The sequence below is a fragment of the Sulfitobacter aestuariivivens genome, from assembly GCF_014763045.1.
GTDB lineage: Bacteria > Pseudomonadota > Alphaproteobacteria > Rhodobacterales > Rhodobacteraceae > Sulfitobacter > Sulfitobacter aestuariivivens.
This window is the reverse complement of record NZ_JACTAG010000002.1, coordinates 1068845-1093988: the sequence shown is the minus strand read 5'-3', so window position 1 is coordinate 1093988 and position 25144 is coordinate 1068845. Positions and strand designations below refer to the sequence as shown.

The window sequence follows — 25144 nt, the reverse complement described above, 5'->3', positions numbered from 1 at the left end:
GCAAGCGCCCCTCAGGGGTCTGAAAAGGGTCGGCGGTTGGCAAGGCTGGGCACCCTGGACCGCGCTGCGGTGCAGTTTTCCATGTCCATGTCGAAGATGTAAATGCCGGGATCCTTGCCTGCATCCAGAACCACCGCCCCCCATGGGTCGACCACCAGCGAGTGACCATAGGTGTCGCGTGTCTTGTGCCGGGCACTTGCATGCGTGCCGGTCTGGGCCGGCGCCAGCACATAACAGCCCGTTTCAATCGCCCTGGCACGCAGCAGGCTGTGCCAATGCGCGGCACCGGTGACAGGGGAAAACGCCGCAGGCACGGTCAGGATCTGCGCGCCGGCCTCGGCGAGCTTTTGGTGGAGCATCGGAAAGCGCAGATCATAGCAGATCGTCAGGCCGATAGCGGCAAAGGGCGTTTGCGCCACAACTGCAGCCGCGCCGGGGCGGTAGCCTTCGGATTCGCGCCAGGTTTCGGTTTCGTTGATCTGGACGTCGAACATGTGGATCTTGTCATACCGCGCCACGATGCCGCCGTCCGATCCGATCAGAAAGGACCGGTTGGCAAACCGCCCGTCTGCGTCCTTGGTCTTGAGCGCCAGCGATCCGATCAGCAGCCAGACGCCCAGCGCCTGCGCCTCATCGCGCAGGGCGGCAAGCGTGGGGTCTTCTGCCTCGAGACGCAGCACATCGTTTTGATGCACGCGGCTGGTAGAGATGCAATTGGTGACCTCTGGCGTCAGAACAAATTTCGCCCCTTGTGCTGCCGCGTCGCGCAGCATCTGACGCACCACAGGCAGATTTACAGCTGGTTCATCGGTTACATTCAGCTGCAGAAGGGCAGCGCGCATCAGGCAGCCAGCAGGGCGTCAAGCTTGCCCGCGCGTTCCAGCGCATGCAGGTCGTCAGACCCGCCCACATGTTCGCCACCGATGAAAATCTGCGGCACGGTGCGCCCGCCATTGGCGCGCTGGACCATCTCGGCCTTGCGGTCGGGGTTGGACAGCACATCCACCTCGGAAAAGCTGATGCCTTTCTGGTTCAGGAGGCGTTTGGCCATGTGGCAGTAGCCGCAAAGCGGGGAGGTATAAATCTCGACGGGCTTCATGATCCTATGATCCTTTCAACAACTCGGTTGAACGTGATTTAGGTCTCTTTGGCCACGCGCGCCAGTGTTACGACCCGAACGGGCCCCGATCCGGCCTGCTGTGCGGCTTGCGTTGCCGCGCTGAGCGTGGCGCCGGAGGTCATTACATCATCCACCAGCAGCAGGGGCCGACCAACCAGACGATGCCACCGTTTCGGGTGCGCGCGAATGGCACCACGCAGGGTTTCGTGACGGTCCCTGCCGCCCAGCCCGTCCAGCGCACGTGTCGGTTTGGTGCGTTGCAACAGATCCGGGCACCACGGTAGGTCAAGATGCGCCGCGAGCGCCTTGGCCAGCAGGGCGGATTGATTGTACCGCCGTTTGATCATGCGCGTCCAATGCAGGGGCACCGGGGCGATCAGCGTCTGCGGCGGCAGGCAGTCCCTCAGCGCGCTGGCCATCCACAGTGCTGCTGGTTTCGCGATCTCTTGCCGGTCGCCGTGTTTAAGCGCCAGCACCAGCTTGCGCCCGGTGTCACGGTAGAGCAACGCGGCGCGCCCCTGTTCCCAGGAGCGCGGGGCGGTCATGCAGGCATCACAATGTGGTGTATCGCCATGGTGTTCCCCCGGCAGGGGCACGCCGCAACAGTCGCAAATGGTGCCACCGATAAACCCGGTATCGCGCCAACACGGGCCGCAGAGGCCGAAATCGCTGTCCACCATCGCGCCACATGTCAGGCAACGTGCGGGATAGACCGCTGAAAGTGCGGTTTGAATTCCTTTGGCCAACATCATAGGAACATCACATGACCTCTCCACCCTTGATGACCGATCTGGCCGCTTTGGCGATGCACAGGGCCCGCGCCGACAAAGACGCGATGTTCCTGCATCACGCCGCACGGGATGAAGTGCAGGATCGCGTCGGAATGGTTAACAAGTCCTTTACAGATCCGGCACTCGTAACCGGTTTTCCCGAGGTCTGGGTCCCCGCACTGTCGGATGCGGTGGTGACCGCGCCCGACGATAGATTGGCGTTAGAGCCTGCGGCGCATGATCTGGTGGTGCACGCCATGGCCCTGCATTGGGCGAATGACCCCATCGGGCAGTTGATCCAGTGCCGTCGCGCGCTGCGTGCGGATGGGTTGTTTCTGGCAGTGTCGTTTGGTGGTCAGACCCTGCATGAATTGCGTGCCTGTCTGGCACAGGCGGAAAGTGATGTGATGGGCGGGCTGTCGCCGCGCGTGGCACCGATGGCGGAACTGCGGGATATGGGTGCATTGTTGCAGCGCGCGGGCTTTGCCCTGCCGGTTGCGGATGTGCAAACGCTGCGTGTCACCTACAGGGATGCGTGGCACCTGATGCGCGATCTGCGCGCGATGGGGGAGAACAACGCGCTGTTCGCGCGTCTTCGCAAGCCAACGGCGCGCGGGGTCATGAGCCGCGCAGCATCGCTGTATTCACAGACCTTTGCCACGCCGGAAGGCCGCATCACAGCGACCTTCGATATGATCTTTCTGACCGGCTGGGCGCCGTCTGATCATCAGCCAAAACCTCTGCGCCCCGGCTCTGCCAAACAGCGGTTGGCGGATGCGTTGAAAACGGATGAGACAAAACTGCCCATTTGATCCGGCGGCGAAAGCCTCTATGTGGGCAAGAATCGACTTTTGAAGGAACCTCTATGACGGCGACACGCCCAGAAAACGGCCCGACAGATCACCCGGCTGTCCCAAAGCCCAAAGTGGGCGTGCTGCTGGCAAATCTGGGGACGCCGGACAACTATGACTACTGGTCCATGCGCCGGTATCTGGGGGAATTCCTGTCAGATCGCCGGGTCATCGACTATTCGCCGTGGCTGTGGCAGCCGCTTTTGCAGCTGATCATTCTCACTAAGCGCCCGTTCACCAGCGGTGCGGCGTACAAGTCGATCTGGAATGAAGAGGCGGGCGAAAGCCCCTTGATGACGATCACCAAGGCGCAGCACGCCAAGATCAAAGACGCCATGAAGGCGCAGCATGGCGATGACGTGATGGTCGACTACTGCATGCGCTACGGGAACCCCTCGACACGGTCAAAAGTCGAAGCGATGACAGCGGCGGGATGCACCAGAATCCTGTTCTTTCCGCTGTATCCGCATTACGCAGGGGCCACATCGGCCACGGCCTGCGACAAGTTCTTTGAGGCATTGGGCCGCGAAAAATGGCAGCCGATTGCGCGGGTGGTGGCGCCTTACTATGACCGCCCCGACTATATCGAGGCGCTGGCGCAATCGATTGAACGCAGCTATGCGGCCGCGGTGACCAAGCCGGATATCCTGATCTGTTCCTATCACGGCTTGCCGCAACGTTATCTGATGGAGGGCGATCCCTATCATTGTCAGTGTCAGAAGACGACGCGCCTGCTGAAGGAACGGCTGGGATGGGACGACACGCAGATCATGACCACGTTTCAGTCCAAGTTCGGGCCTGAAGAGTGGCTGCAGCCCTATACGGTGGAAGAAGTCGCGCGACAGGCCGAGGCGGGGAACAAGAATATCGCCGTTTGCGCGCCTGCGTTTTCTGCCGACTGCATCGAGACGCTGGAAGAGATCAACGAAGAGATCAAGGAAAGCTTTGAAGAGGCGGGCGGAGAGCAGTTCACCTATATTCCGTGCCTGAATGACGATGACGCGCATATCGCGGCGTTGAGTGCCGTCATCAACGAAAACCTGCAGGGCTGGATCGATTGACCGCTTCGGGCGGCCGATACTCTGTCAAAAACGATATGCTGAATACAAAAGAGGCGGTGCACTGCACCGCCTCTTTTGAAGGATTTGTCGTTCGGATCAGTCGGAAGCAACAGCAGCAGCAACCAGTACCAAAAGGACCAGCGGCAGCAGGATGCCCGAAGAGGAGCCAGCGGCTTCTTCGATGATCACAGGTGCTTCGATGATGGGATCGGCAACAGAGCCGGCCATTGCAGTCGAAGCGGCAGCTGTCAGAGCAGCGGCGAGAACGAGTTTCTTCATAGTAATACCTCCAGAAAAGGACGTACGACGCGGTTTGCGCGCACGCACCCAAGACTTACCTCGTATTTTGTGTAAACAGCAAGTCCATGGCAAAGCAAACCACAAACGCCGTTTTTTTCAGCACCACAACGGAAAGATCGTCAAATAAGCAACACTTGGGTGCCGACCTTTGCCAGCTCGTACAGCTCTTCGATGTGCTCGTTATAGAGCCCGATGCAACCGTTGGATGATTTACGCCCGATCTTGCGCGTATCGTGGGTGCCGTGGATACGGTAATATGTCCAGCTGAGGTGCAGCGAGCGGGTGCCAAGCGGATTGTCCGGGCCGGGGCCGATGAACTGGGGCCATTCCGGGTTGCGCTTGAGCATCGATGGAGTCGGGCGCCAGGACGGTTCGGGATCCTTGAGGATCACGCGGGTGCGGCCACGACGGGTCAGGTCATCTGTCAACGGCACGCTGGAAGGATACAGCTTGTAGATGCTTTGGTCTTCGGACCAGTAGTGCACAGCGCGGCTGTCGATATCGACAAGGATCGCACCATTGCGCGTGTTGCTGAAATAAGGCTGCCATTGCAGGCTGCGGAAGCTGGAAATGTTGCGCTTGACGGTTTCAGTCACGTCCCGCTCAACCTGCGTGGTCGCAGCGGAGTTAACCGAGGAATTGGATTGTGCGACAGCCGGAGCCGCCAGCATGGCTGCACTACCGGCCAGAAAGGCGCGGCGGCTGGTCGTGGGGAATCGATTCTGTGACATAACATGCCTCCAGCAATGAAAATCTGTACTACGGGTCTATATATGGCTGTAATGACGCAGTTTCAAATCAAACCCGCGTCATCCGGCATTGAAATGCCGATGGGCGTTTGAACTGCGTTGCATCCCGATGTAAGGCAGTCTGATGTTAACCCGTGGAGCTGTGATATGATCCGTATTTTGACTGTTCTGTTTGCTTTGGCCATCGGTCTTGCCGCGTGTGCGCCTGCCGTTGGTCCGGACGGCAAACCGATTCGCAGCGCCTACAAGATCAGCGCAGGCGAGCGCGGAAAAATCCAGTTCCGCATGCTTGATTCGGTGAATGCATTGCGCAGCGCTGCCGGCAGTGCGCCTGTAGAGCTGAACGCCGCTTTGAATGCGGCCGCCGCCACGCATTCACGGGATATGTCGATCCAGAACCGGCCCTGGCACTTTGGCTCTGACGGCTCGTCGCCAATCGACCGGATCAATCGCGTTGGCTATGCTGGCGGGCTTGTTGGTGAAACGATTTCGGAAACCTTCGAGACAGAGCTTGAAACCCTGGCCGCGTGGATGGAACAGCCCGACACGCGCAGGATCCTGATGGCACCAGAGGCACGCAACATGGGTTTCGCCTGGCATCAGGAAAACAACGGTAAGCTTTGGTGGACGCTGGTGATGGGCAGCTGACCCCAAAGGTCAGCTTTTCCTACCTTATGCGTTGATCTGGATCGGCGTCCCGTCACCGACCATAGCATAAATGTCTTCGATCTGGCGGTTGGTCACGGCGATACAACCCCACGTCCAATCCCCTTTGTCCTTGCGGCGCGGGTGTTCCTGACCGTGAATAAAGATATCGCCGCCGGGCCGCTTGCCCATGGCAAGGGCTGTTTCGACGTCTTTTTGATTGGGATAGGAAATGCCAAGCGAAAGGTGGAATCGGCTGTTGGGGTTACGCCGGTCAATGACATAGCGCCCCTCGGGCGTGCGCCCGTCCCCTTCAAAGGTCTTGTGACCGACAGGGGTAAAGCCAAGTTTGACCTTGTGATGTGTCAGCACCTTGTCGTGGTGCATCAAATACATGCGGCGCTCTTCCTTGTTGACCACAACGTATGTGACCTGCGGACCGGCGTAGCGCTTGAATTTGCTGCCGCTGCACCCCGCCAGTGCAACAAGTGCAGTTCCGCCCAGTATGAGTGAACGACGATTCATGACCTGTTATCCCTCAAATCGGCCAATTCGGCCTGTTTTATGCCAAAGCGGATACCACAAAGCCTAGCGAATCTCACTCAATAATTAGTGAACAGCCGACAACAGCGGCGTTTGGATCACACTTCAGCCCCCTTTTGGCGGCGTTCAGCCGGTGCGGGAAAGGCGGGCTGCGAGTTCGATATGGGATGACCAGCGGAACTGGTCCACAACCTGCACCCAGTCAAGCACATAGCCTGCATCAACCAGCACGCGGACATCCCGCGCAAAGGTAGGGGGATTGCACGATACATAGGCGATTCGCGGAACGCCTGATTTGCAAATCTCTGCCACCTGCGCTTCGGCACCGGCGCGGGGTGGATCAAGGACGATGGCCTGCGCGCGGGTCATTTCATCAATCAGCATCGGACGACGAAAAAGATCCCGCGCTTCGACTGTCAGTGGCTTGAGGCCCGAGGTCATGCGCCAACCCTGTTCCAGCGCCTCGGTCATCGCCACATCGCCTTCGACGGCGTGGACTGAGGCGGTTGCAGCCAATGGCAGGCTGAAGGTGCCGCATCCGGCAAAAAGGTCGATGATATGGTCTGCCTCACCGACCGCGTCCTGCACGGCGGCGCGCAAGGCAGCCTCGCCATCTTTGGTTGCCTGCAGAAAAGCGCCGGGCGGCGGTATGACCTGAACCAGGCCAAACATCTGTGCCGGTGGCGCGCGCATGGTGACACTTTCATCGCCCCAGGTAAGACGGGCAAGGCTGTGGGTTTCCGCCAGATGCGCAAGGGTTTGGCGGAGCGGTCCATCGATCGGCTTTCCACCCTCTACCACCACATCAAGCCCGTGATCGCTGGCGGTGACAGAGACCGCCAACGCGGACTTTCGGCTGGCACCGGCAAGGGCAAGCGCCTTGGCTACAACCAACCCATGGCGAACTTCAGTGGTCAGCAACTGACACTCTGGCACCTCAATCACCACGTCTGACCCACGCGCGCGGAACCCGGCCATCGCGCCCTTTTTTGTGCGCCGCGCCGCAAAGGTCGCGCGACGGCGCGATTGTGCGGGGGAGGTGATGATGGGGCGGAACTCAGTCTCTAACCCAAGCGATTTAAGCGCGGACCGTACCACGTCGACCTTCCACTCAGCGACAAAACCGTCCGCGGCATGTTGCAACTGACACCCCCCGCAGGAGTTAAAATGCCGGCAGGGCGGGCTGACACGCTGATCTGAAGGGTGGAGAACACGGATGTCTGACAGGGTCTGACCAGTGAGGGTGCCGCTGACGTGTTCGCCCGGCAGGGTCATTGGCGCAAAAACGGGCCCATGGGCGATGCCATCGCCAAGATGACCCATCCGCAAAATCTGGTGTTCGGACATCAGGTACTTTCTATTCGGCGGCTTTCAGGTTCAGGAAACCACCAGACTGTCGCTGCCAATAGCGCGCATAAAGCCCGTTTTCGGCCAACAGTTCAGCATGTGTGCCGCTTTCCACGACACGGCCCTCATCCATCACCACGATCTTGTCCATCTCGGTCAAGGTCGACAACCGGTGCGCAATTGCAAGCACCGTTTTGCCCTCCATCACGCGGGACAGGGCGGTCTGAATTGCGGCTTCGACCTCACTGTCGAGTGCGGACGTTGCTTCGTCCAGCACGAGTATCGGGGCATCTTTGAGAATGGCGCGGGCCAGCGCAACCCGCTGGCGTTGCCCGCCAGAAAGTTTGACACCCCGTTCACCAAGGTGAGCATCATAGCCGCGACGGCCCTTGTGGTCTTGCAGATCCAGAATAAAAGTATGCGCCTCGGCGCGTTTTGCGGCGGCGATCATGTCATCTTCGGACGCATCCGGACGGCCGTAAAGGATGTTGTCGCGCGCGGAGCGATTGAACATCGCTGTCTCCTGCGTGACCATTCCGATGTTGCGCCGCAGGCTTTCCTGTGTGACGTCCCGCACATCAAGACCATCGATGGAAATATGACCTGTTTCCCTTTCATAGAGCCGTAAAAGAAGCGCCACGAGAGTCGATTTTCCTGCCCCCGACGCGCCGACAATGCCAAGTTTTTGACCTGGCTCTATGGTCAGGGTGACCCCTTCGATCCCGCCGGTTTCCCGGCCATATGCAAACCCCAGATCGTTCATGTCGATCCGGCCTTCACGGACGGTAAGCACCTTAGCATCCGGGCCATCCTCGACCCGTGCGCGCGGGGTCAGGGTGCGCATGCCATCCTCGATCTCGCCCACGTTGGCGTAAATCTGCATAAGCGTGAAGCTGACCCAGCCGGTCATCTGTGCGATGCGGATCGCAACAGCGCCTGCCGCGACGATATCCCCCTCTGACGCCATGCCGCGTTGCCACAGCAGCAATGTGCCGCCCAACAAGAGGACAGGCAGCAGACCGGCCAGTGTCATCAGGGAAAACCGGAACGCGGCGGCCAGATAACCAAATTCCAGCGCGCGTTCGCGGAACGTCTGCATCGCGCCCAGTGCGGCGCGGTCTTCGTGTTCGTCGTGGGCAAAAAGTTTGACCGTCTTGATGTTCGTTATCGTGTCGACGATTTGACCGGACACCATCGCCCGTGCCCCCGCCCGCCCGGCAGAGCGCTGGCGCACCCGGGGCAGAAACCATCGGATCAGCGCAAAATAAAGCACAAGCCAGACCGAAAAGCCGACAGCCACGCGCCAGTCGATTGCCACAAGCAGCACAACTGATCCGATCAGGGACGCCAATGCAAAGGCAACGACGTTGATCAGTTCAACGGCAACATCGGTCACGGCGCGCGCGGCCTGCATCTGCTTTTGGGCGATGCGGCCCGCAAAATCGTCATCAAAAAATCCGACGTTCTGGCCCAAGGTCCATCGATGAAGCCGCGAGAGCACCAAGGGGTTCACATTTGGCGCAACCATGATTGAGTTCGACGCAGACGAAAGGCCAAAGAGGATCGGGCGCAGGATCAGAAAGAACGCAATCGCGCCCAGCATCAGGGCGATATTCTGACCGTCAAAGAACGCCTCTGCGCCGCTGCTGACCGTGGCATCGATGACCCGGCCAAGAATCCACGCGGTGCCTGCCTCCATCGCGCCGGCGGCGGCAGACAGGAATGCGGCCAGAAACAGGATTGGCCACGCCCCGCCCAGGCACCAGCGCATGAACGCGCCAAGGGTTTGCGGCGGCGGTCCTTCGGCCTTTGCGAAGGCGTTGATCCAATTCCCGATGTTCACGCGTCACTTTCCGTTTTCAGGAAGCCGCCCGACTGACGGCTCCAGAACCCTGCATATAGCCCGCCTTTGTCCAAAAGCGCATCATGGGTCCCTTGTTCGACAATGTGGCCGTCGTCGAGCACCAGAATACGATCCATCTCGGCGATTGTCGAAAGGCGGTGGGCGATGGCGATCACGGTCTTGCCCGCCATCATGCCATAGAGCGTTTCCTGAATGACCGCCTCAACCTCGCTATCAAGGGCTGAGGTTGCTTCGTCCAGCAACAGGATCGGCGCGTTCTTGAGGATCACGCGAGCCAAAGTGATACGCTGGCGTTGCCCACCGGAAAGCTTGACACCGCGTTCACCGACGCGCGCGTCATATCCGCTGCGGCCTTCGGGGTCTTCGAGATCAAGGATGAAGTCATGCGCCTGCGCCTGCTTTGCAGCCGCAATCATTTCCACTTCAGTGGCATCTGGACGGCCATAGAGGATGTTGTCACGTACTGAACGGTGCAGCAGAGAGCTGTCCTGTTGCACGACACCAATATTGCTTCGCAAGCTGTCCTGCGTGATGGTCGCTATGTCCTGACCGTCGATCAGAATGCGCCCGGATTCAGCGTCATAGAACCGCAGCAGCAGCTTGACGAGTGTCGATTTCCCGGCGCCTGAGCGCCCGACAAGGCCGATTTTCTCGCCCGGCGCGATTGTGAGGCTGACCTGCTGCAGACCCCCGGACGTTCTGCCGTAGTGATGCGTGAGGTTCTGCACGTCGATCCGACCGTCTGTCAGGGTCAGTGGTGCGGCGTTGGCCTTGTCAACCAGCGTGATGGGTTGGGCAATCGTTTCCATGCCCTCGGCAACCACGCCGAGTTCGCGGAAAAACGAAGAGACGGCCCACATAATCCATCCGGTCATGGCGTTTAGCCGCAGGGTAAGCGCAGCGGCGGCGGCAACAACGCCGACGCTGGCCTCTCCGGCGGTCCACAGAACAAGCGCCCAACCGACCACACCGATGATCAGCAAACCGTTCAGGACAGTCAGCGCGACATCCATAACCGTGAAAATCCGCATTTCGGCCTGAAAGGTCTTGCGTGCATGTTCAATCGCTTCTCCCGCGAATGCGACCTCAAGATCGTGGTGCGCGAACATCTTGACTGAGTGGATGTTCGTATAGGCATCCACCACCCGGCCCGTAACTTGGGACCGTGCATCCGACGCCGCTTTGGACGCAGGGCCGACACGTTTCACCGTCCAGGCGACAAGCCAACCGTATAGCGCAAACCACATCAGCAACGGCAGCATCAGCCGCCAGTCGGACGTGGTCAGAAGAATGGCCGCGCCGATGAGGTAGGCCATCGAATAAGAGATCGCGTCGAAGACCTGAAAGACAACTTCGCCCGCAGCCGGGGGTGTCTGCATGATCCGGTTGGCGATGCGCCCTGCGAAATCATTTTCGAACCAGCCGACGGACTGTCGAAGGACCTGACGATGCGCGCGCCACCGGATGAGCGTGCCAAAGTTAGGAAGGATCGTGTTGTTAAGCAGCGCGACATCAATCCCCTGAACCAGCGGGCGGATGAGCAGGATAAAGACGCCGACTAGCAACAGCTCGGTGCCATAGTCATCCCACATTTGCGATGGTTCGGTGCCCAGCAGGTCAACCAGCCGACCCATGTAGTAGATCAGCCAGATCTCGATGGCAGCCACCACGATGGACAACAGCCCGGTGACCCAGAACACCTTTTTGAATGGCCCGCAAAAGCTGCGCAGGAAGGGCCACAGCCGGGTGGGAGGATGATCCGTATGGGCATAGGACGCATACGGATCGACAAGATTTTCGAAAAACCGGAACATGACGGGAAGCCTTGGGAAAGAATGTGCAAAACGGTCAGCGGCCTGCACGGCGCGCCAGACAAGGGGGTGAGGTTAGGGCAGCCTTAGCTGAACCAAATCCCGCGATACATTTTGCAATCCTCCGTGTTCATGGCATTGGCATAGACAATACCCGCCCGCCTGTCGACCCTTCACGGCAAATCGAGCAGCGCATCCTTGGTCAGGGTGAAATTCGAGGCGATCCAGCGCGCCTCAAGTTCAGCCAGGCGCGCACCCAAGTCGGGGCCCTCAAAAGTGGGGCGCAAATCAGAGGAATGGATGGGGAATTTTTGCTCTGCAGCGGTATGAATCGTCTCTAAAGCGCCAGTTTCTGGCATCTTTTCGGCCATCGCGCACCGCAGAAGCAAAACCTGTCGCGCCACTTGAGGACCATGGCGATAGGCGATTTCAGCCAACGATTGCGCGCCATAAGCCGCATCGCGCAAGTGTGTCAGGTGCCGCATCTCTGCCTTGGACAGTCTGAGGCGTGTTGTGGGATCTTCCCCGCCCAGCGCCGCGAGACGGCAAAGCCACGCGGGATCGAGGGTAAGCGTCTGTTCCATGTGGACGATGGGCCCTATCCAACGATCATCCGCGCCTGGCAGGACGTGCTGCTGTGCACCGGTGCTTCGCATACCGGCAAGCGCCCGGGCGGGATCGGGGGCCGCGAGAAGCTTGCGCATCTCCTGACCGACCCGTTCTGCCGAGAGGGTTTGGATGCCTTCGATGTTTTGGGCAATTGCGCTGAGGGCGGCAGTGTCGAACCCCTCGTCCGGGTTGGCGTACCACGCGGAAAACCGAAAGAAGCGCAGGATGCGCAGGTAATCTTCCTGAATGCGCGCATCGGCGTCTTCGATAAACCGGATACGGCGCGCCATGAGATCTGGCATGCCGCCAAGCGGGTCCAGCACCTTGCCGTCGGGGGTGGCGTAAAGCGCGTTCATCGTGAAATCTCGCCGCCGCGCGTCGTCGGCAATGTCGGTGGAATAGGCCACCACGGCCCGCCGACCGTCTGTTTGCACGTCTCGGCGAAAGGTGGTGACTTCGAAAGGGGTGCCGCCTGCGATCACCGTGATCGTGCCGTGATCGATGCCTGTGGGGACGGCCTTGAGGCCTGCAACTTGTGCGCAGTTTGTTGTCTGGTCTGGCAACGCGTCGGTCGAGATATCGACGTCACTATCAGGCAGACCGAGTAAAGCGTTGCGCACGCAACCGCCAACAAACAGGGCCTGATGCCCGCCCGCTGTCAGGGCCCGGCAGACCGCCTGCGCGTTTTTATCCTTTAACCAGGATGTATCCGCCGGGATCACGATGTCATCTGTTGTGTCCATGCCCGCAGCATACGCGCGGTTGCGCCCCAGATGTAATAGGGGCCGTAGGGCACCACGTAATAGTGTCGCCGGTCGCCGCGCCACCGACGGGATTCAACGATGTAGTTGTCCGGGTTCAGCACATGCGCCAACGGTACAGCAAAGACTTCTTCGACCTCGCCGGGTTCGGGTTTGATGTCAAATGTGTCTCTGACAAAGGCGATTACGGGCGTAACGCGAAAGCTGGTCACGGTTTCATGGGCAGGCAACGTACCCAGCACATCGACGATGTCGGGCGGCAGACCGATCTCTTCGTGGGCCTCGCGCAGGGCGGCGGCGATTACATCTGCGTCGCCGTCATCCTGCTTGCCCCCCGGAAAGGCGATCTGACCAGGATGGTGCTTGAGGGCAGAAGACCGTTTGGTCAGCAGAAGATGCAGCGTCCCGCTTCGTTCGATGATCGGGGCGAGCACGCCCGCGGGCCGCAGTTTGCGTTCTGGCGGCAGCACGACGTCAGGGTTCAGGTCGAAATCAGATGATCCGACACCTGTGCGCGCAAGGGCTGTGCGGAACCCCTCGACCTGCTCAGCTGTCATTGGCGCCTTGAGCCTCGAACCCGACGGTTGCCGGGTCAAGGTCGTAATGCGCGCCACAGAACTGGCAGTCTGCTGTCACGCGGCCTTCGTCTGTCGTCATCTTTTCGATGTCCCGCGCGGAATAGATCGACAGGCTTTGCCGTACGCGGTCTTCGGAACAGGAGCAGCCGAAACGTACGGCCTGCGCATCAAAGACACGGGGGGATTCTTCGCTGAAGAGGCGGATCAGCAGGTCGTTTGGCGGCACCGAGGGCCCGATCAGCTCAAGATCCTCGACCGTGTCGAGCAGGATGTTCACGCGGTTCCAGTTTTCTTCTTCATCACCGTGGACCAGGTCAGAGGCCACAAGCGCCTCGCCGGTGCCTTCGCCTTTGGCGGCAAAGGGCGACGCCTTGGGCATGTGTTGCAGCATAATGCCGCCTGCGCGCCAATGCTCTGCCGCTGCGGCCTCGGTCGACCTGCCAAAGCTGATGGCAAACCGTGTAGGCAGCTGTTCGGACTGCGCGAAATAGGTTTCGGCGCAGGCTGCGAGAGATCCACCCGCCAGCGGCGTGATGCCCTGATAGGGTTTCATTCCCTCCCCCTGATCGATCATGATGGCAAAGTAGCCGTCGCCGATCTGTTCGAATGGGGTGGCGTCTGTCAGCCGATCCGCATCATAGCTGGCGTAGGCACGGATGCGCGCAGCCTCGCCTTCCTTTTCAGGGCCGTAATAGTCGGTGGCAATCATCCGGACCGGGCCTTTTGACTGTACCTGCAGCGACAGCTTCCAGCGCAGTTTGATCGTTTGACCAATCAGCGCGGTGAGCAGGGCCATTTCGGCGACCAGTGCTTCGACCTGCGCGGGGTAATCGTGCTGACGCAGAATCCCTTCGAGCACGCCATCAAGGCGCGCCACGCGACCGCGCATGTCTGCGTTATCAAGCTGGAAGGGCAGCACGCTGTCATCCCAGGCTATCTGTGTCCCGTCCGTCATGGGGGTTTCCTTATCGGGGGCCGGTTGGCATACCGCGTCTATATAGGCGCAAGCGACCAAGGATAAAGGGGCACCGGATGATCAGGCGTATCGGGCAAGTCCCGCGCAAGGACCAGACCTATCAGTTGCGGGCCGGTGCCTATGCAATTCTGCCATTGCAGCGGCGGTTTTTGCTGGTGGCGCAAATCACCGATGAGGTGGAGGTGATGTTGCCCGGCGGTGGGATCGACCCCGGTGAATCACCGATCAGAGCGCTGCATCGTGAAGTGCTGGAAGAAACCGGTTGGCGGATTGCGCGGCCTCGACGGTTGGGCGCTTTTCGGCGCTTTGTCTATATGCCCGACTACGATCTTTGGGCAGAGAAATTGTGCCATGTTTATGTTGCCGATCCCATTCGTCAGATCACTGCCCCGATAGAACCGGATCATCATGCGGTCGTGATGTCCGCGGCAGAAGGGGTACACAGTCTGGGCAATGACGGCGACAGCTTGTTTCTGGCGCGTTACGCTGGGCTGGCCGGGCCCGTGTAGTCGAACAGGATCGCCGAGACGTCATCGGGAAAGTCCTGCGTATCGGCAAAATGTTCAAGCGCTTCGGTCAGCGCGGAAAAGAATGAGGGGCCTTTAATCTCGTGCAATTCCTGCATCAGGGCCCGGATGCCGTCCTCTTCCAAAAAGGTGCCGTTCGGGTCCGGGCATTCGGTCACCCCATCTGACAGAATCAGCAGACGGTCCCCCGGGGCTAGCGTGATTTCGAACTGTTCAAAGGCGATGCCCAACAGCAGGCCGACAGGAAACCCACCGGTGCCCTGTTGTTCGACACTGCCGTCCCTGCGGTGCACGATCGGATGCGGGTGGCCCGCCTGAGACACCGTCACAACGCCTGTCTCAAGATCGAGGACCAGCAACATCAGGGTGAAGTAGTGCTCTGTCTCCATCTCGTTCAGGACCAGATCGTTCAGCTCTTCGATGACGTCCTTGGGGGGGCGTGGTGCGAAAGTGCCGTTCTCGAGACGGCGCAGCGCGACGTTCTGGTCCGGTGCGGTGGACGACAGGTAGCCCGCAAGCCGCGCCGTCATGAGGGCAGAACTGATCCCGTGGCCAGAGACATCTATTGCGAAAAGACCCAGCTTGCCGTCGCCTGCCGGGAAATAACCGACCAGATCGCCGCCCACATGCCCGCTGGACCGTAATAACAAAGACAGTTCACCGGTATCAAAGATCCTGTGGCGGTCGCGCAAAAGCGATTGCTGCAGCTTCTTGGCCTCCAGCAGGTCGCGGTCCAGCGCATCGTAGAGATACTGCAGTTCTTCGACCGTGTCGCGCATCAGGGCATTTGTGCGGGTTAACTGGCGCTGCATCCGAAGAACGCGTTTGCCCGCATTGATCCGTGCGCGCAGTTCATGTCCGTTAACCGGTTTGGTCAGAAAGTCATCTGCGCCAATGTCCAGACCCTGCGCGATTTCCTTTTTATCGCTTTTGGATGTGAGGATGATGAAATAGGCATATTGATCTTCGAAGAGGTCTCGAAAGGCGCGGCAGAATTCAAGACCGGACATGCCGGGCATCATCCAGTCGCTAAGGACGATATCCGGTAGGCGCCGACGGGAAATTGCCATCGCTTCGCTGCCGGAAGCGGCTTCGGTCACGTCATAGCCTAGCCCCTTGAGAGAGGCCGACAAGATGCGCCGTTGAAAGCGACTGTCGTCCACCACCAGAACCTGCAGACGATCCTGCGGTTCGGCATCGCGGACCTGCTGTGTGAATTCGGTGTCGGGCAGTCCCATAAGGCTCAGTCATTATTGCGCATTCCTGCTGCTTTCGCAGCTTACTGTTAACGGCACATGAAACTTTGAATTGGAAATATCCTGCAGGTGGCGATTACCCGGTGTTAAGCGCCGTGCGATATGACCGACCGAAAGGGAAAATGGTGATGATAGACTGGAACAGGGTCAAAACATTGAAGGAGGACGTGGGTGCGGAAGATTTTGATGAGGTGGTCGCCCTTTTCATCGACGAAGTAGAGGATGTGATTGAGCGTCTGGGGCAAGGGCCTGATCGTAGCGCGCTGGAAGAGGATCTACATTTTTTGAAAGGCAGTGCGCTGGGCCTTGGGTTTGAGCAGTTTTCGTCCCTCTGCCAGGACGCAGAGGTGTTATGTGGACAAGGGCGGGCCGCCGATGTCGATGTGAACCAGATTGTGGGGTCATTTGCTGATTCAAAGCGTTGCTTCGACGAGGGGCTTCCCACGGCGATCCACGTCTGAGGAAAGTCCGTCAGACCAGCTTGTACATCTCTTCGGCGCGGACCTCACCAAAGGTCTGCTGCACCTTGGCGCGCAGCATTTGCATACCAGTGATCCACCGATCATGATCCTGTGCGCGGTTGAGGGTGTATTTCTGAACTTCGGGATGCGACAGGATCAGGAACTTGTTTGCCTGCACCCCGGCAACGATGGCCGAAGCAACATCATCTGCCGTCAGCAAGGAGTTCGGTCCCTCGGCATCTTTGTCCGACAGTCCCAATAGCGGGGTTGCCACATACTGCGGACACACCACCGAGACACCGATGCCATCGTTCCCGTGGGTTATCGCCAGCGATTCAGCAAAGCTGACGGCGGCGTGTTTGGTCGCCGAATAGGCCGCATCACCAACCTGATTAAGCAACCCTGCCGCCGACGCGACATTGACAAGATACCCCGAGCCCCGGGCAATCATGCCCGGCAAAAGCGCGCGCGATGCATAGACATGCGCCATGACGTGAACTTGCCAGTTCAGCATCCAGTCTTCGTTTGGGGCTGATGCGGCGTGATCCGGGTCGCCACGGCCAAAGCCTGCATTAGAGACGAAAATATCAATCTCGCCCAACGCATTTGTGGTTTGCGCGATCAGCGATTGCACGGCTTGCTCATCGCTGACATCGCAGACCACGCTGATGCCGCCAAACTCTTCTGCAACGCCGCTGGCCTTATCAGCATCAAGGTCGGACACGCAGACCTTCGCCCCCAGCCCTGCTGCGCGCCGCGCAAGTGCCGCACCGATCCCGCTGCCTGCGCCAGTGATCACAATTACCTTGCCTTCAAAATCCATCTTTGCCCCCTCAGATCACGAATTGCGCCAACGTTTCATCATTGGTGATGTCAGTATAGGTGAACCCCCCGTCATCTATGCGCTGAAACATTGCCGGAAAATTCTGCGGCTTGTCGGTTTCGATCCCGATCAGGACCGAACCGAAATTCCGTGCCGACTTTTTCATGTACTCGAATCGCGTGATATTGTCCTGCGGTCCCAGCATCTGCAGAAAATCCTTAAGCGCGCCGGGGCGCTGCGGCAGACGCAGGATGAAGTACTTTTTCAGGCCCGCATAGCGCTGAGCGCGTTCCTTGACCTCTGGCAAACGCTCAAAATCGAAGTTGCCGCCTGAAACCACACAAACCACCGTCTTGCCCTTTATCTGGCCGGCGACCTCGCCCAGCGCCTCGATCGCCATGGCACCGGCGGGTTCCAGCACGATTCCTTCAACATTCAGCATTTCAACAATTGTGCCGCAGATGCGGTCTTCGGCTAGGTCGATGACGGATTGCGGTGACACGCCTTTCAGATGTTCGAACGTGCGCGCGCCAATCTTTGCGACCGCCGCGCCATCGACGAATGAATTGATCGGCGAAACATCAACAGGTGCGCCTGCAGCAACGGCTTCGGCCAGACTGCGCGCGCCTGCTGGTTCAACGAATGTCAAACCACACGCATCGCCAAAGTAACTGCGCACGCCAGCGGACAGGCCGCCGCCGCCAACCGGAAGGATGACGTGATCGGGCAGATGACCCAGCTGCGTCTCAAGCTCGACAGCGACAGAGGCCTGTCCTTCGATCACGTCCTCATCATCAAAGGGGGACAGAAAATGCGCACCTTCTTGCGCGCAATAGGCCTGTGCGGCCTCAAGGCTGGCATCAAAATAGTCGCCCACAAGCCGCACATCGACATTGTCGCCGCCAAACATGCGGGTCTTGAGGATCTTTTGTTCGGGTGTGGTCACGGGCATGAACACCACGCCGCGCACATCGAAGTGGCGGCACATGAAGGCAACACCTTGTGCGTGGTTACCGGCAGAGGCGCAGACAAAGACGGACTGAGACGGGATCGCCTTGCGCATGGCATTGAACGCCCCGCGCAGTTTGTACGAACGCACCGGGCTCAGATCCTCGCGTTTGAGCCAGATGTCGGCGGCGAACCGTTCAGACAGCAGATCATTGCGCATGCAGGGCGTTGGCGGAAACACCGCGCGCATGGCGTGTGTCGCGGACTGCGCGCGGGTCTTGAAATCATCCATCTGCGGACCTTTCAGTCGATGGGGCGGCCTTCGACAAAGTGACCGTAAAACGTGGTCAGGACACTGACACCGACCAACATCATGATCCAGCCGACAATGACCGAATACGCGATACCCAGAACCGACTCTGCCCCGAATATCGATATTGGTATTTGCAGCACGAATGATGACACCAGGACCAGAAAGACCAGCATCGCGATTGTCGCATCATTGCCGCTGGTGGCTTGCCATGCTTCGCGTGACACCATGTTGCGCCCCATCGCGGCGGCAGGCAGCAGCGGGCAGAGGCGGTAAAAGGCGTAGGTCGCCGCAGCAAAGCCTGCGACACTGACCAGGGCCGACCCAAGAGGGCCGGTCCAACCGATCAACAGGCCAAGGATGATGGTCACGACGATCACCATGCCCAGGACAACAAAGGCGATGATCACGCCCTTAAAGAGGTATTGGAAAATCGCACCGCCGTGAAAGCGTGGGATCCAGCCGGTCGGATATTCCTCAAGCAGGACATATCGGTGCCATGACACCGCGATCCAGAGGGCTACAATGATGGAAATCAGACCGTAGAGCATGAAGCCGGTCCACACGCCCGGCCCTGCGGCCATCATGTCTTCGGGGGATACACCTTCCATCAACTGAAGGGCTTCGGACCCCAGATAGACAAGTGCCAGGCCGCTGATGGCGTAGGGGACCAATGAAATTCTCAAGGCCGCATCAAGATTTGAAAAAACCAGCCGGACCGAATGCATGAAAATCTCCCAACCCTTCATCCCGGCATCCCTTTCAACGACGCTGATACAGTGCGCCATGTTGCACAGCGTGCGCGCCGCATCAACCTTGCGTGGCTTGGCAAAAGGCGCTAGGCCGCGCTCGTTCATCTAAGGAAAATGCGATGTCTGCGCCAAAGAAAGTTGTGCTTGCTTATTCGGGGGGTCTGGACACCTCGATCATTCTCAAGTGGCTGCAAACGGAATACGGGTGCGAGGTTGTCACCTTTACCGCCGATCTGGGTCAGGGTGAGGAATTGGAACCTGCCCGTAAGAAGGCCGAGATGATGGGCGCGTCCGACATTTATATCGAAGACGTGCGAGAAGAATTCGTGCGTGATTTCGTGTTCCCGATGTTCCGCGCCAATGCGGTGTATGAGGGGCTTTATCTGCTGGGCACGTCCATCGCGCGCCCGCTGATTTCCAAGCGTCTGGTCGAGATCGCCGCCGAAACCGGTGCCGACGCTGTTGCGCATGGTGCCACCGGCAAAGGCAACGATCAGGTGCGGTTTGAACTGGCCGCCTATGCGCTGAATCCCGAAATCAAGGTGATTGCACCGTGGCGCGAGTGGGATCTGACGAGCCGGACAAAGCTGATTGATTTTGCCGAGAAGAACCAGATCCCGATTGCCAAGGACAAACGTGGTGAAGCGCCGTTCAGTGTGGATGCGAATCTTTTGCACACGTCGTCTGAAGGCAAGGTGCTGGAAGACCCCGCAGAGGCTGCGCCCGATTATGTGTATCAGCGCACGGTGAATCCTGAGGACGCGCCGGATACGCCTGAGTTCATTGAGATCGGTTTCAAGAAGGGTGACGCCGTTTCCATCAACGGAGAAGCGATGTCGCCAGCGGCGATCCTGACCAAGCTAAATGAGTTGGGCGGCAACCACGGGTGTGGTCGTCTTGATCTGGTTGAAGGCCGCTTTGTCGGGATGAAATCGCGAGGGATCTACGAGACCCCCGGCGGCACGTTGTTGCTGGAAGCGCATCGCGGGATAGAATCGATCACGCTCGATCGGGGTGCCGCGCACCTGAAGGACGAGCTGATGCCGCGTTATGCGGAACTGATCTACAACGGTTTCTGGTTCAGTCCCGAGCGCGAGATGCTGCAGGCAGCCATCGACAAGAGCCAGGAACATGTGGAAGGTACCGTGCGCCTGAAGCTCTACAAAGGGTCCGCGCAGACGGTTGGCCGCTGGTCAGATGAGAGCCTTTATTCAGAGCAGCACGTGACCTTTGAAGACGATCGTGGTGCCTATGATCAGAAGGACGCGGAAGGGTTCATTCGCATCAACGCCTTGCGCTTGCGCTTGCTGGCCGCCCGCGATCAGCGGCGCGTGCAGGACGTGGAAAAGGATGAAGTACCGGATGGCGGGCTGCCCCGGTTCGACTGATTACATCGGCCTAAGCCGCGCGTTGCGAAGATCGCGGTAGTAGGGAAGCGCGTCGGCAAGAACCGCCGCTGCCGGCCCGTCGATTTCGGGCAGCGGCCCTTCGGCGCCTGCAAAACCTGTGCTTTTGTGCACCGCACCGTACCAATGCCTGGCCCAGACGCCATCCTCAGGCCTTGGGCCGGCGGGCCACTGTAACATTGCGGGATCGAAGGCCAGACCAATCGCGGCACAAAGCGCCCGCATCATGGCTTCGGGGTTGGCGCGAATGTCCGTGCTGTCAATCACATGCCCCCCAAGCTGACGGTAGAGAGCGTGTTGCTGGCGAAACCCGATGTCCTCAAGCGTGGGCATGGCGCGTTTAGCTGCATAACTTGCGATAACCCGCGCGGGATGCCGGATCAGGTGGATGTTGATGCATTCCTGCGCCCAGTCCATTGGAAACCCGTCCCGCATGTGATGGGGCATATGCTTCATATAGAGGTGTGGTTTGCCTGCGGACCGGCACATCAACGCGACTTTTGAGGGGTCAGTTTCGTGGGTCGCGATGATCTGGTCCCGCATCGGATGATCAGCGCCGGAGTCCGTCAGGTAGGGCGCATAGAACGGTTCATCCATCACCGCGAAATCGGCGCGTGCACCAAAGCTGTACATCATTGCCGTACTCAGATTGCGCGGTCCTGACCACATTGCGATCCGCATACCGATCTCCTTTTTTGCGACGCTAGAAATGTTACCGAACCCTGCCAAGCGGTAAAATACCTTCACCAGCGCGTGAGATGATCCGCCAGACCGTTGCGCCCGTACACTTTGAAGGGCAGCTAGGATCGAAAGAGGAGGCTATCCATGTCAGGTTTCACAACGATCAAGGCCTATGCATTGGCCGCGCTGATTGGCGTTGGCCTGATCGTGCACGCCGGCAGCGCCAAGGCGGGAACAGAGACGCTTACCGTTGCAGGGGGCTGTTTCTGGTGCGTCGAGGCTGACTTTGAATCGGTGCGCGGTGTCAAAGAAGCGGTATCGGGATTTACCGGCGGTTCGGTTGCAAACCCGACATACAAGCAAGTCGTTTCGGGCGGGACCGGTCACTACGAGGCTGTCCAGATCGTTTTTGACAACAGTGTCGTGACACGCGATCAGATTTTGGCGATGTTCTTTCGCTCTGTTGATCCGACAGACGCAGGCGGGCAATTCTGCGACCGTGGCCCGACCTACCGCACAGCTATTTTCCCGGCTGATGAGGCGCAAAGGGCTGCGGCTGAAAAAGCCAAGGCAAATGCGCAGGCTGCACTGGGCCAGCAAATTGTGACCCCGATTCTGGGTGCGTCAACCTTCTATCCTGCGGATGCGTATCATCAGGACTATTACAAAAGCAACGAGCGGCTGGCGATTACCAGTGTGGGCGTTGGGATCAAGAAATCAAAGGCCTACAAGCGGTATCGCAATGGCTGTGGCAGGGATCGGCGGGTGAAGGAGCTTTGGGGCTCTGCCGCACCTTTTGTCGGCTAGGAAAAATCGTGATCCTGGATGTCCTTGAGATCCGGGATCACATCTGCCGTGCCTTGACGCGTGACCATCAAGGCCGCGGCTTTCATCGCCAGATCAATCGCGTCTTTCATTGGCAGACCCCGGTCAAGACCTGCGGCCAGATAGCCTGTGAAAGTGTCCCCTGCCCCGGTCGTATCGATCGATTTGACCGGATAGGCGCCAAATGTTTCAGCCTGCGCATGAGATGATGAATGCCAGCGGCAGCCGTCACCGCCCAGCGTCACGACAATATCCGCGATATCCAGCTGTCGCAGGCCACGTCCTGCGGCGCTTTCCAACTGCTCCGCTTCGACCGCGTTCAGGACCAGCAAATCGATCTGACCCATCAAGGCCTGCACCGCCTCAGCCTGAAAGGGGGCGGCGGCATAGACCACTTTAAGACCCAGCGTGCGTGCGGTTTGCACGGCGAATGGCTGTCCGTTGGTCTCATTTTGCAGCAAGAGAGTGTCGCCCGGTGATGCTTCGGCCAGAGCGGCACCGATCATCTGATTGGTCAGGGCCTGATTTGCACCACCAAAGAGGACGATGTTGTTCTCGCCAGAGATATCGACCGTGATGTTGGCGTGGCCTGTCGCAGTTTCAGTCGTCGCGATATGCGGCGTGTCCACACCATATTCGAGCAACCGCTGACGCGCCCAGTCGCCATCTGGCCCAACCGCGCCGATGTGCGTTACCCGCGCACCGGCACGGGCCGCCGCAACAGACATATTCGCGCCCTTGCCGCCCAACCCCTGCTGAAAATCCGTGGCAGCCAGTGTTTCCCCCGGTCCGGGCAGATGCGGCACGCGATAGAAATTATCCGCATTGATCGAGCCGAGGTTCCAGATCATCCGCCGACCTTACAGGCGGCAAGAATGGCCATGTTGAGGATGTCATTGGCGGTGGACGTGGTCGAACAGATCTGGATGGACTGATCGAGTCCTGTCAGAATAGGGCCAATCACCGTTGCACCCGCCATTTCCTGCATCAGCTTGACCGAAATGCTGGCCGAATGTCTGGCAGGCACGATCAGGATGTTTGCAGGCCCGGTCAGGCGCGAAAAGGGATAGTTTTCCTGCGATGCGGCATTCAGGGCCACATCGACCGTCATCTCGCCCTCGTATTCGAAATCGACACCGCGGCCGTCCAGTACGGTCGGGGCGAGATGCATCTTTTCGGCCCGCTCTGAGACGGGGTAGCCAAAAGTCGAAAAACTGACAAAGGCGACACGCGGCTCTAACCCCAGGTGTCGTGCGACACGCGCGCCGCTTTCCGCGATATTGGCCAGATCATTCTCATCCGGCCATTCGTGCACCAGCGTGTCGGCAATGAACACGATCCGCCCGCGGTGCAGCAATGCGGTAAAACCCGCCGCACCATGTTCGGCGTTTGCCTCGAAAACATGGTTGATCCGTTCCAGCACATGCGCTGACTTGCGCGTGGCGCCGGTGACCAGTCCATCGCCATGGCCGTGTTGCAGCATCAGCGCCCCAAAGACGTGGCGATCACGGGCAGCAAGGCGATGGATATCCTTGCGATCAAAGCCCTTGCGCTGCAGGCGGCTGTAGAGAAAATCCTTGTAGGTATCGAGATGCTGGGTATTGGCCGCATTCACGATCTCCAGTTCGCGCACGCCGTCGGCCATGCCAGCGGCCTCAAGCTTGGCCTTCACATCATCTGGGCGCCCGACCACCAGCGCCTTGCCCAGACCGGAACGTTGATAAGTCACGGCAGCGCGCAGCACCTTGGGGTCGTCACCTTCGGCAAAGATCATCCGGGACTGATTGGCACGAGCGCGGGCATTGATACCACGCAGGATGTTTGCAGTTGGATCCATCCGCGATTTGAGACCGACCTCGTAAGCCTCCATATCGATGATGGGGCGTCGTGCAGCGCCAGTATCCATGCCAGCCCGTGCTACAGCAGGCGGAATACGGTGGATCAGGCGAGGATCAAACGGCGTGGGAATAATGTAGTCGCGCCCAAAGCTGAGCGTGCGGCCATACGCCATTGCGACCTCATCCGGTACATCCTCGCGGGCGAGGTTGGCCAAAGCATGAGCGCAGGCGATCTTCATCTCATCATTGATAGCCCGTGCATGGATATCCAGCGCGCCCCGGAAGAGATAGGGAAAGCCCAGCACATTGTTGACCTGGTTTGGATAATCGCTGCGCCCAGTGGCGACGATCGCATCAGCGCGAACTTCCTTGGCTTCTTCGGGAGTGATTTCTGGATCGGGATTGGCCATCGCAAAGATCACCGGATCCTCAGCCATGCTGGCAACCATGTCTTGTGTCACAGCACCTTTCACTGACACACCAAGGAAGACATCCGCACCATTCATCGCCTCTTCCAGAGTGCGCAATTCGGTGGACGCCGCATGCGCCGATTTCCATTGGTTCATGCCTTCCTTGCGACCCTGATAGATCACGCCCTTTGTGTCACACATGATGCAGTTGTCGTGCCGCGCACCCATGGACTTGAGAAGCTCAAGGCAGGCAATCCCAGCCGCGCCTGCGCCGTTCAGTACGATCCGCACGTCTTCGATCTTTTTGCCTGAAATTTGCAGCGCGTTGATCAACCCCGCAGCACAGATCACCGCCGTCCCATGCTGATCGTCATGAAAGACAGGGATGTCCATTTCTTCCTTGAGACGCTGTTCGATGATAAAGCATTCGGGCGCCTTGATATCTTCAAGGTTGATGCCGCCAAAGGTTGGTCCCATCAGCTTGCAGGCATTGATGAAAGCGTCGGTGTCTTCGGTATCAAGCTCGATATCGATGGAATTCACGTCCGCGAACCGCTTGAAAAGCACCGCCTTGCCTTCCATCACGGGCTTTGACGCCAGCGCGCCAAGATTGCCAAGACCCAAGACCGCCGTTCCGTTCGAGATCACCGCCACAAGGTTGCCCTTGTTGGTGTAATCATAGGCGGTTTCGGGCTGGGCCGCGATGGCCTCGCATGGAACAGCCACGCCGGGCGAATACGCCAGACTGAGGTCGCGCTGGGTGGTCATCGGAACGGTCGCGCTGATCTCGAACTTGCCGGGGGTGGGTTCCAGATGAAAGGCCAGCGCCTCTTCGTCGGTTATGCGATTCTTTTTCACGTCTGCAGGCCTTCCTTGTTCGGTGACGTTCATAGCCATCATCAAAGGGCGGCACAATCAGGCT

At 59.1% G+C, this 25144-nt stretch carries 26 protein-coding genes; 7 read left to right on the top strand and 19 right to left on the bottom strand.

What is annotated here, in order from left to right:
* Window positions 1-11: 11 nt before the first annotated feature.
* The 3 genes from H9Q16_RS15125 to H9Q16_RS15115 are packed head-to-tail and all read right to left on the bottom strand — an operon-like array spanning window position 12 to window position 1869.
* The gene (locus H9Q16_RS15125; RefSeq protein ID WP_191076254.1) at window positions 12-842 is read right to left on the bottom strand and encodes a carbon-nitrogen hydrolase family protein; all 831 of its coding nucleotides are present in this window, start codon (window positions 840-842) and stop codon (window positions 12-14) included.
* A complete protein-coding gene (gene grxC / locus H9Q16_RS15120) occupies window positions 842-1099 on the bottom strand; it encodes a glutaredoxin 3 (protein ID WP_191076253.1) in 258 nt (85 codons plus the stop codon). Before grxC ends, H9Q16_RS15125 begins: the two co-directional genes overlap by 1 nt.
* A gap of 38 nt (window positions 1100-1137) precedes the next feature.
* Entirely contained in the window at window positions 1138-1869 is a 732-nt protein-coding gene (locus H9Q16_RS15115; protein ID WP_191076252.1) for a double zinc ribbon domain-containing protein, read from the bottom strand.
* A 14-nt stretch (window positions 1870-1883) separates the two neighbouring features.
* Here H9Q16_RS15115 and H9Q16_RS15110 point away from each other — a divergent pair, with 14 nt between their 5' ends.
* Window positions 1884-2702: a methyltransferase domain-containing protein gene (locus tag H9Q16_RS15110; RefSeq protein ID WP_191076251.1), complete on the top strand. Its 819-nt coding sequence runs from the start codon at window positions 1884-1886 to the stop codon at window positions 2700-2702.
* Between the two features lie 53 nt (window positions 2703-2755).
* Window positions 2756-3802, top strand: a complete 1047-nt coding sequence (gene hemH / locus H9Q16_RS15105) for a ferrochelatase (protein ID WP_191076250.1) — start codon at window positions 2756-2758, stop codon at window positions 3800-3802.
* A gap of 96 nt (window positions 3803-3898) precedes the next feature.
* On the opposite strand, the gene H9Q16_RS15100 is transcribed toward hemH, so the two are convergent.
* Both H9Q16_RS15100 and H9Q16_RS15095 read right to left on the bottom strand, forming a co-directional pair.
* Entirely contained in the window at window positions 3899-4081 is a 183-nt protein-coding gene (locus tag H9Q16_RS15100; RefSeq protein ID WP_191076249.1) for a hypothetical protein, read from the bottom strand.
* A gap of 140 nt (window positions 4082-4221) precedes the next feature.
* Complete coding sequence (locus tag H9Q16_RS15095) at window positions 4222-4833, bottom strand: L,D-transpeptidase (protein WP_191076248.1); 612 nt, start codon at window positions 4831-4833, stop codon at window positions 4222-4224.
* Window positions 4834-4998: 165 nt separating this feature from the next.
* Here H9Q16_RS15095 and dalA point away from each other — a divergent pair, with 165 nt between their 5' ends.
* Window positions 4999-5499, top strand: coding sequence for a divisome-associated lipoprotein DalA (gene dalA, locus H9Q16_RS15090; protein ID WP_191076247.1), 501 nt, complete (start codon window positions 4999-5001; stop codon window positions 5497-5499).
* A 24-nt stretch (window positions 5500-5523) separates the two neighbouring features.
* Here dalA and H9Q16_RS15085 read toward each other — a convergent pair whose 3' ends face one another.
* The 7 genes from H9Q16_RS15085 to hslO all read right to left on the bottom strand — a co-directional run bounded on the left by H9Q16_RS15085 (window position 5524) and on the right by hslO (window position 13964).
* On the bottom strand, window positions 5524-6021 hold the full coding sequence (locus tag H9Q16_RS15085; protein ID WP_191076246.1) for a L,D-transpeptidase family protein: 498 nt from the start codon (window positions 6019-6021) through the stop codon (window positions 5524-5526).
* A gap of 144 nt (window positions 6022-6165) precedes the next feature.
* Window positions 6166-7386, bottom strand: coding sequence for a class I SAM-dependent RNA methyltransferase (locus tag H9Q16_RS15080; protein ID WP_191076245.1), 1221 nt, complete (start codon window positions 7384-7386; stop codon window positions 6166-6168).
* Between the two features lie 10 nt (window positions 7387-7396).
* Entirely contained in the window at window positions 7397-9229 is a 1833-nt protein-coding gene (locus H9Q16_RS15075; protein ID WP_191076244.1) for an ATP-binding cassette domain-containing protein, read from the bottom strand.
* Window positions 9226-11064, bottom strand: a complete 1839-nt coding sequence (locus tag H9Q16_RS15070; protein ID WP_191076243.1) for an ABC transporter ATP-binding protein — start codon at window positions 11062-11064, stop codon at window positions 9226-9228. Before H9Q16_RS15070 ends, H9Q16_RS15075 begins: the two co-directional genes overlap by 4 nt.
* Window positions 11065-11234: 170 nt before the next feature.
* Window positions 11235-12413, bottom strand: coding sequence for a CCA tRNA nucleotidyltransferase (locus H9Q16_RS15065; RefSeq protein ID WP_191076242.1), 1179 nt, complete (start codon window positions 12411-12413; stop codon window positions 11235-11237).
* Window positions 12389-12988 (bottom strand): CoA pyrophosphatase, encoded by a 600-nt coding sequence (locus tag H9Q16_RS15060; RefSeq protein ID WP_191076241.1) that lies wholly within the window; start codon window positions 12986-12988, stop codon window positions 12389-12391. The genes H9Q16_RS15065 and H9Q16_RS15060 overlap by 25 nt, the downstream gene beginning before the upstream one ends.
* Window positions 12978-13964, bottom strand: a complete 987-nt coding sequence (gene hslO / locus H9Q16_RS15055) for an Hsp33 family molecular chaperone HslO (protein ID WP_191076240.1) — start codon at window positions 13962-13964, stop codon at window positions 12978-12980. Before hslO ends, H9Q16_RS15060 begins: the two co-directional genes overlap by 11 nt.
* Window positions 13965-14041: 77 nt before the next feature.
* On the opposite strand from hslO, the gene H9Q16_RS15050 reads away from it, so the two are divergent.
* Window positions 14042-14494 (top strand): NUDIX domain-containing protein, encoded by a 453-nt coding sequence (locus H9Q16_RS15050; protein ID WP_191076239.1) that lies wholly within the window; start codon window positions 14042-14044, stop codon window positions 14492-14494.
* Here the strand turns inward: H9Q16_RS15050 and H9Q16_RS15045 are convergent.
* Window positions 14467-15750: a PP2C family protein-serine/threonine phosphatase gene (locus tag H9Q16_RS15045; protein ID WP_191076238.1), complete on the bottom strand. Its 1284-nt coding sequence runs from the start codon at window positions 15748-15750 to the stop codon at window positions 14467-14469. The two genes, H9Q16_RS15050 and H9Q16_RS15045, sit on opposite strands and share 28 nt — an antisense overlap.
* Before the next feature lie 146 nt (window positions 15751-15896).
* On the opposite strand from H9Q16_RS15045, the gene H9Q16_RS15040 reads away from it, so the two are divergent.
* Complete coding sequence (locus H9Q16_RS15040; RefSeq protein WP_191076237.1) at window positions 15897-16229, top strand: Hpt domain-containing protein; 333 nt, start codon at window positions 15897-15899, stop codon at window positions 16227-16229.
* 10 nt (window positions 16230-16239) lie between these two features.
* Here the strand turns inward: H9Q16_RS15040 and H9Q16_RS15035 are convergent, their stop codons facing one another.
* Genes H9Q16_RS15035 through H9Q16_RS15025 form a run of 3 tightly spaced genes read right to left on the bottom strand, consistent with a single transcriptional unit; the run spans window position 16240 to window position 19167 of the window.
* Window positions 16240-17052, bottom strand: coding sequence for an SDR family oxidoreductase (locus H9Q16_RS15035; RefSeq protein WP_191076236.1), 813 nt, complete (start codon window positions 17050-17052; stop codon window positions 16240-16242).
* Between the two features lie 10 nt (window positions 17053-17062).
* On the bottom strand, window positions 17063-18292 hold the full coding sequence (gene ilvA, locus H9Q16_RS15030) for a threonine ammonia-lyase IlvA (protein WP_191076235.1): 1230 nt from the start codon (window positions 18290-18292) through the stop codon (window positions 17063-17065).
* 11 nt (window positions 18293-18303) lie between these two features.
* A complete protein-coding gene (locus H9Q16_RS15025; protein WP_191076234.1) occupies window positions 18304-19167 on the bottom strand; it encodes a hypothetical protein in 864 nt (287 codons plus the stop codon).
* Window positions 19168-19181: 14 nt separating this feature from the next.
* Between H9Q16_RS15025 and H9Q16_RS15020 the strand changes: the two genes are divergently transcribed.
* Window positions 19182-20450 (top strand): argininosuccinate synthase, encoded by a 1269-nt coding sequence (locus H9Q16_RS15020; protein WP_191076233.1) that lies wholly within the window; start codon window positions 19182-19184, stop codon window positions 20448-20450.
* Here the strand turns inward: H9Q16_RS15020 and H9Q16_RS15015 are convergent, their stop codons facing one another.
* Window positions 20451-21149: a sulfotransferase-like domain-containing protein gene (locus H9Q16_RS15015; protein ID WP_191076232.1), complete on the bottom strand. Its 699-nt coding sequence runs from the start codon at window positions 21147-21149 to the stop codon at window positions 20451-20453.
* A gap of 144 nt (window positions 21150-21293) precedes the next feature.
* Between H9Q16_RS15015 and msrA the strand changes: the two genes are divergently transcribed.
* Window positions 21294-21956 carry a peptide-methionine (S)-S-oxide reductase MsrA gene (gene msrA, locus H9Q16_RS15010; RefSeq protein ID WP_191076231.1) on the top strand — a complete coding sequence of 221 codons (663 nt, stop codon included), beginning with the start codon at window positions 21294-21296 and terminating at the stop codon, window positions 21954-21956.
* Here msrA and H9Q16_RS15005 read toward each other — a convergent pair.
* Entirely contained in the window at window positions 21953-22825 is an 873-nt protein-coding gene (locus tag H9Q16_RS15005) for a ribokinase (RefSeq protein WP_191076230.1), read from the bottom strand. The genes msrA and H9Q16_RS15005 overlap by 4 nt on opposite strands.
* A complete protein-coding gene (locus H9Q16_RS15000; protein ID WP_191076229.1) occupies window positions 22822-25080 on the bottom strand; it encodes a phosphate acyltransferase in 2259 nt (752 codons plus the stop codon). Before H9Q16_RS15000 ends, H9Q16_RS15005 begins: the two co-directional genes overlap by 4 nt.
* Between the last annotated feature and the right edge of the window lie 64 nt (window positions 25081-25144).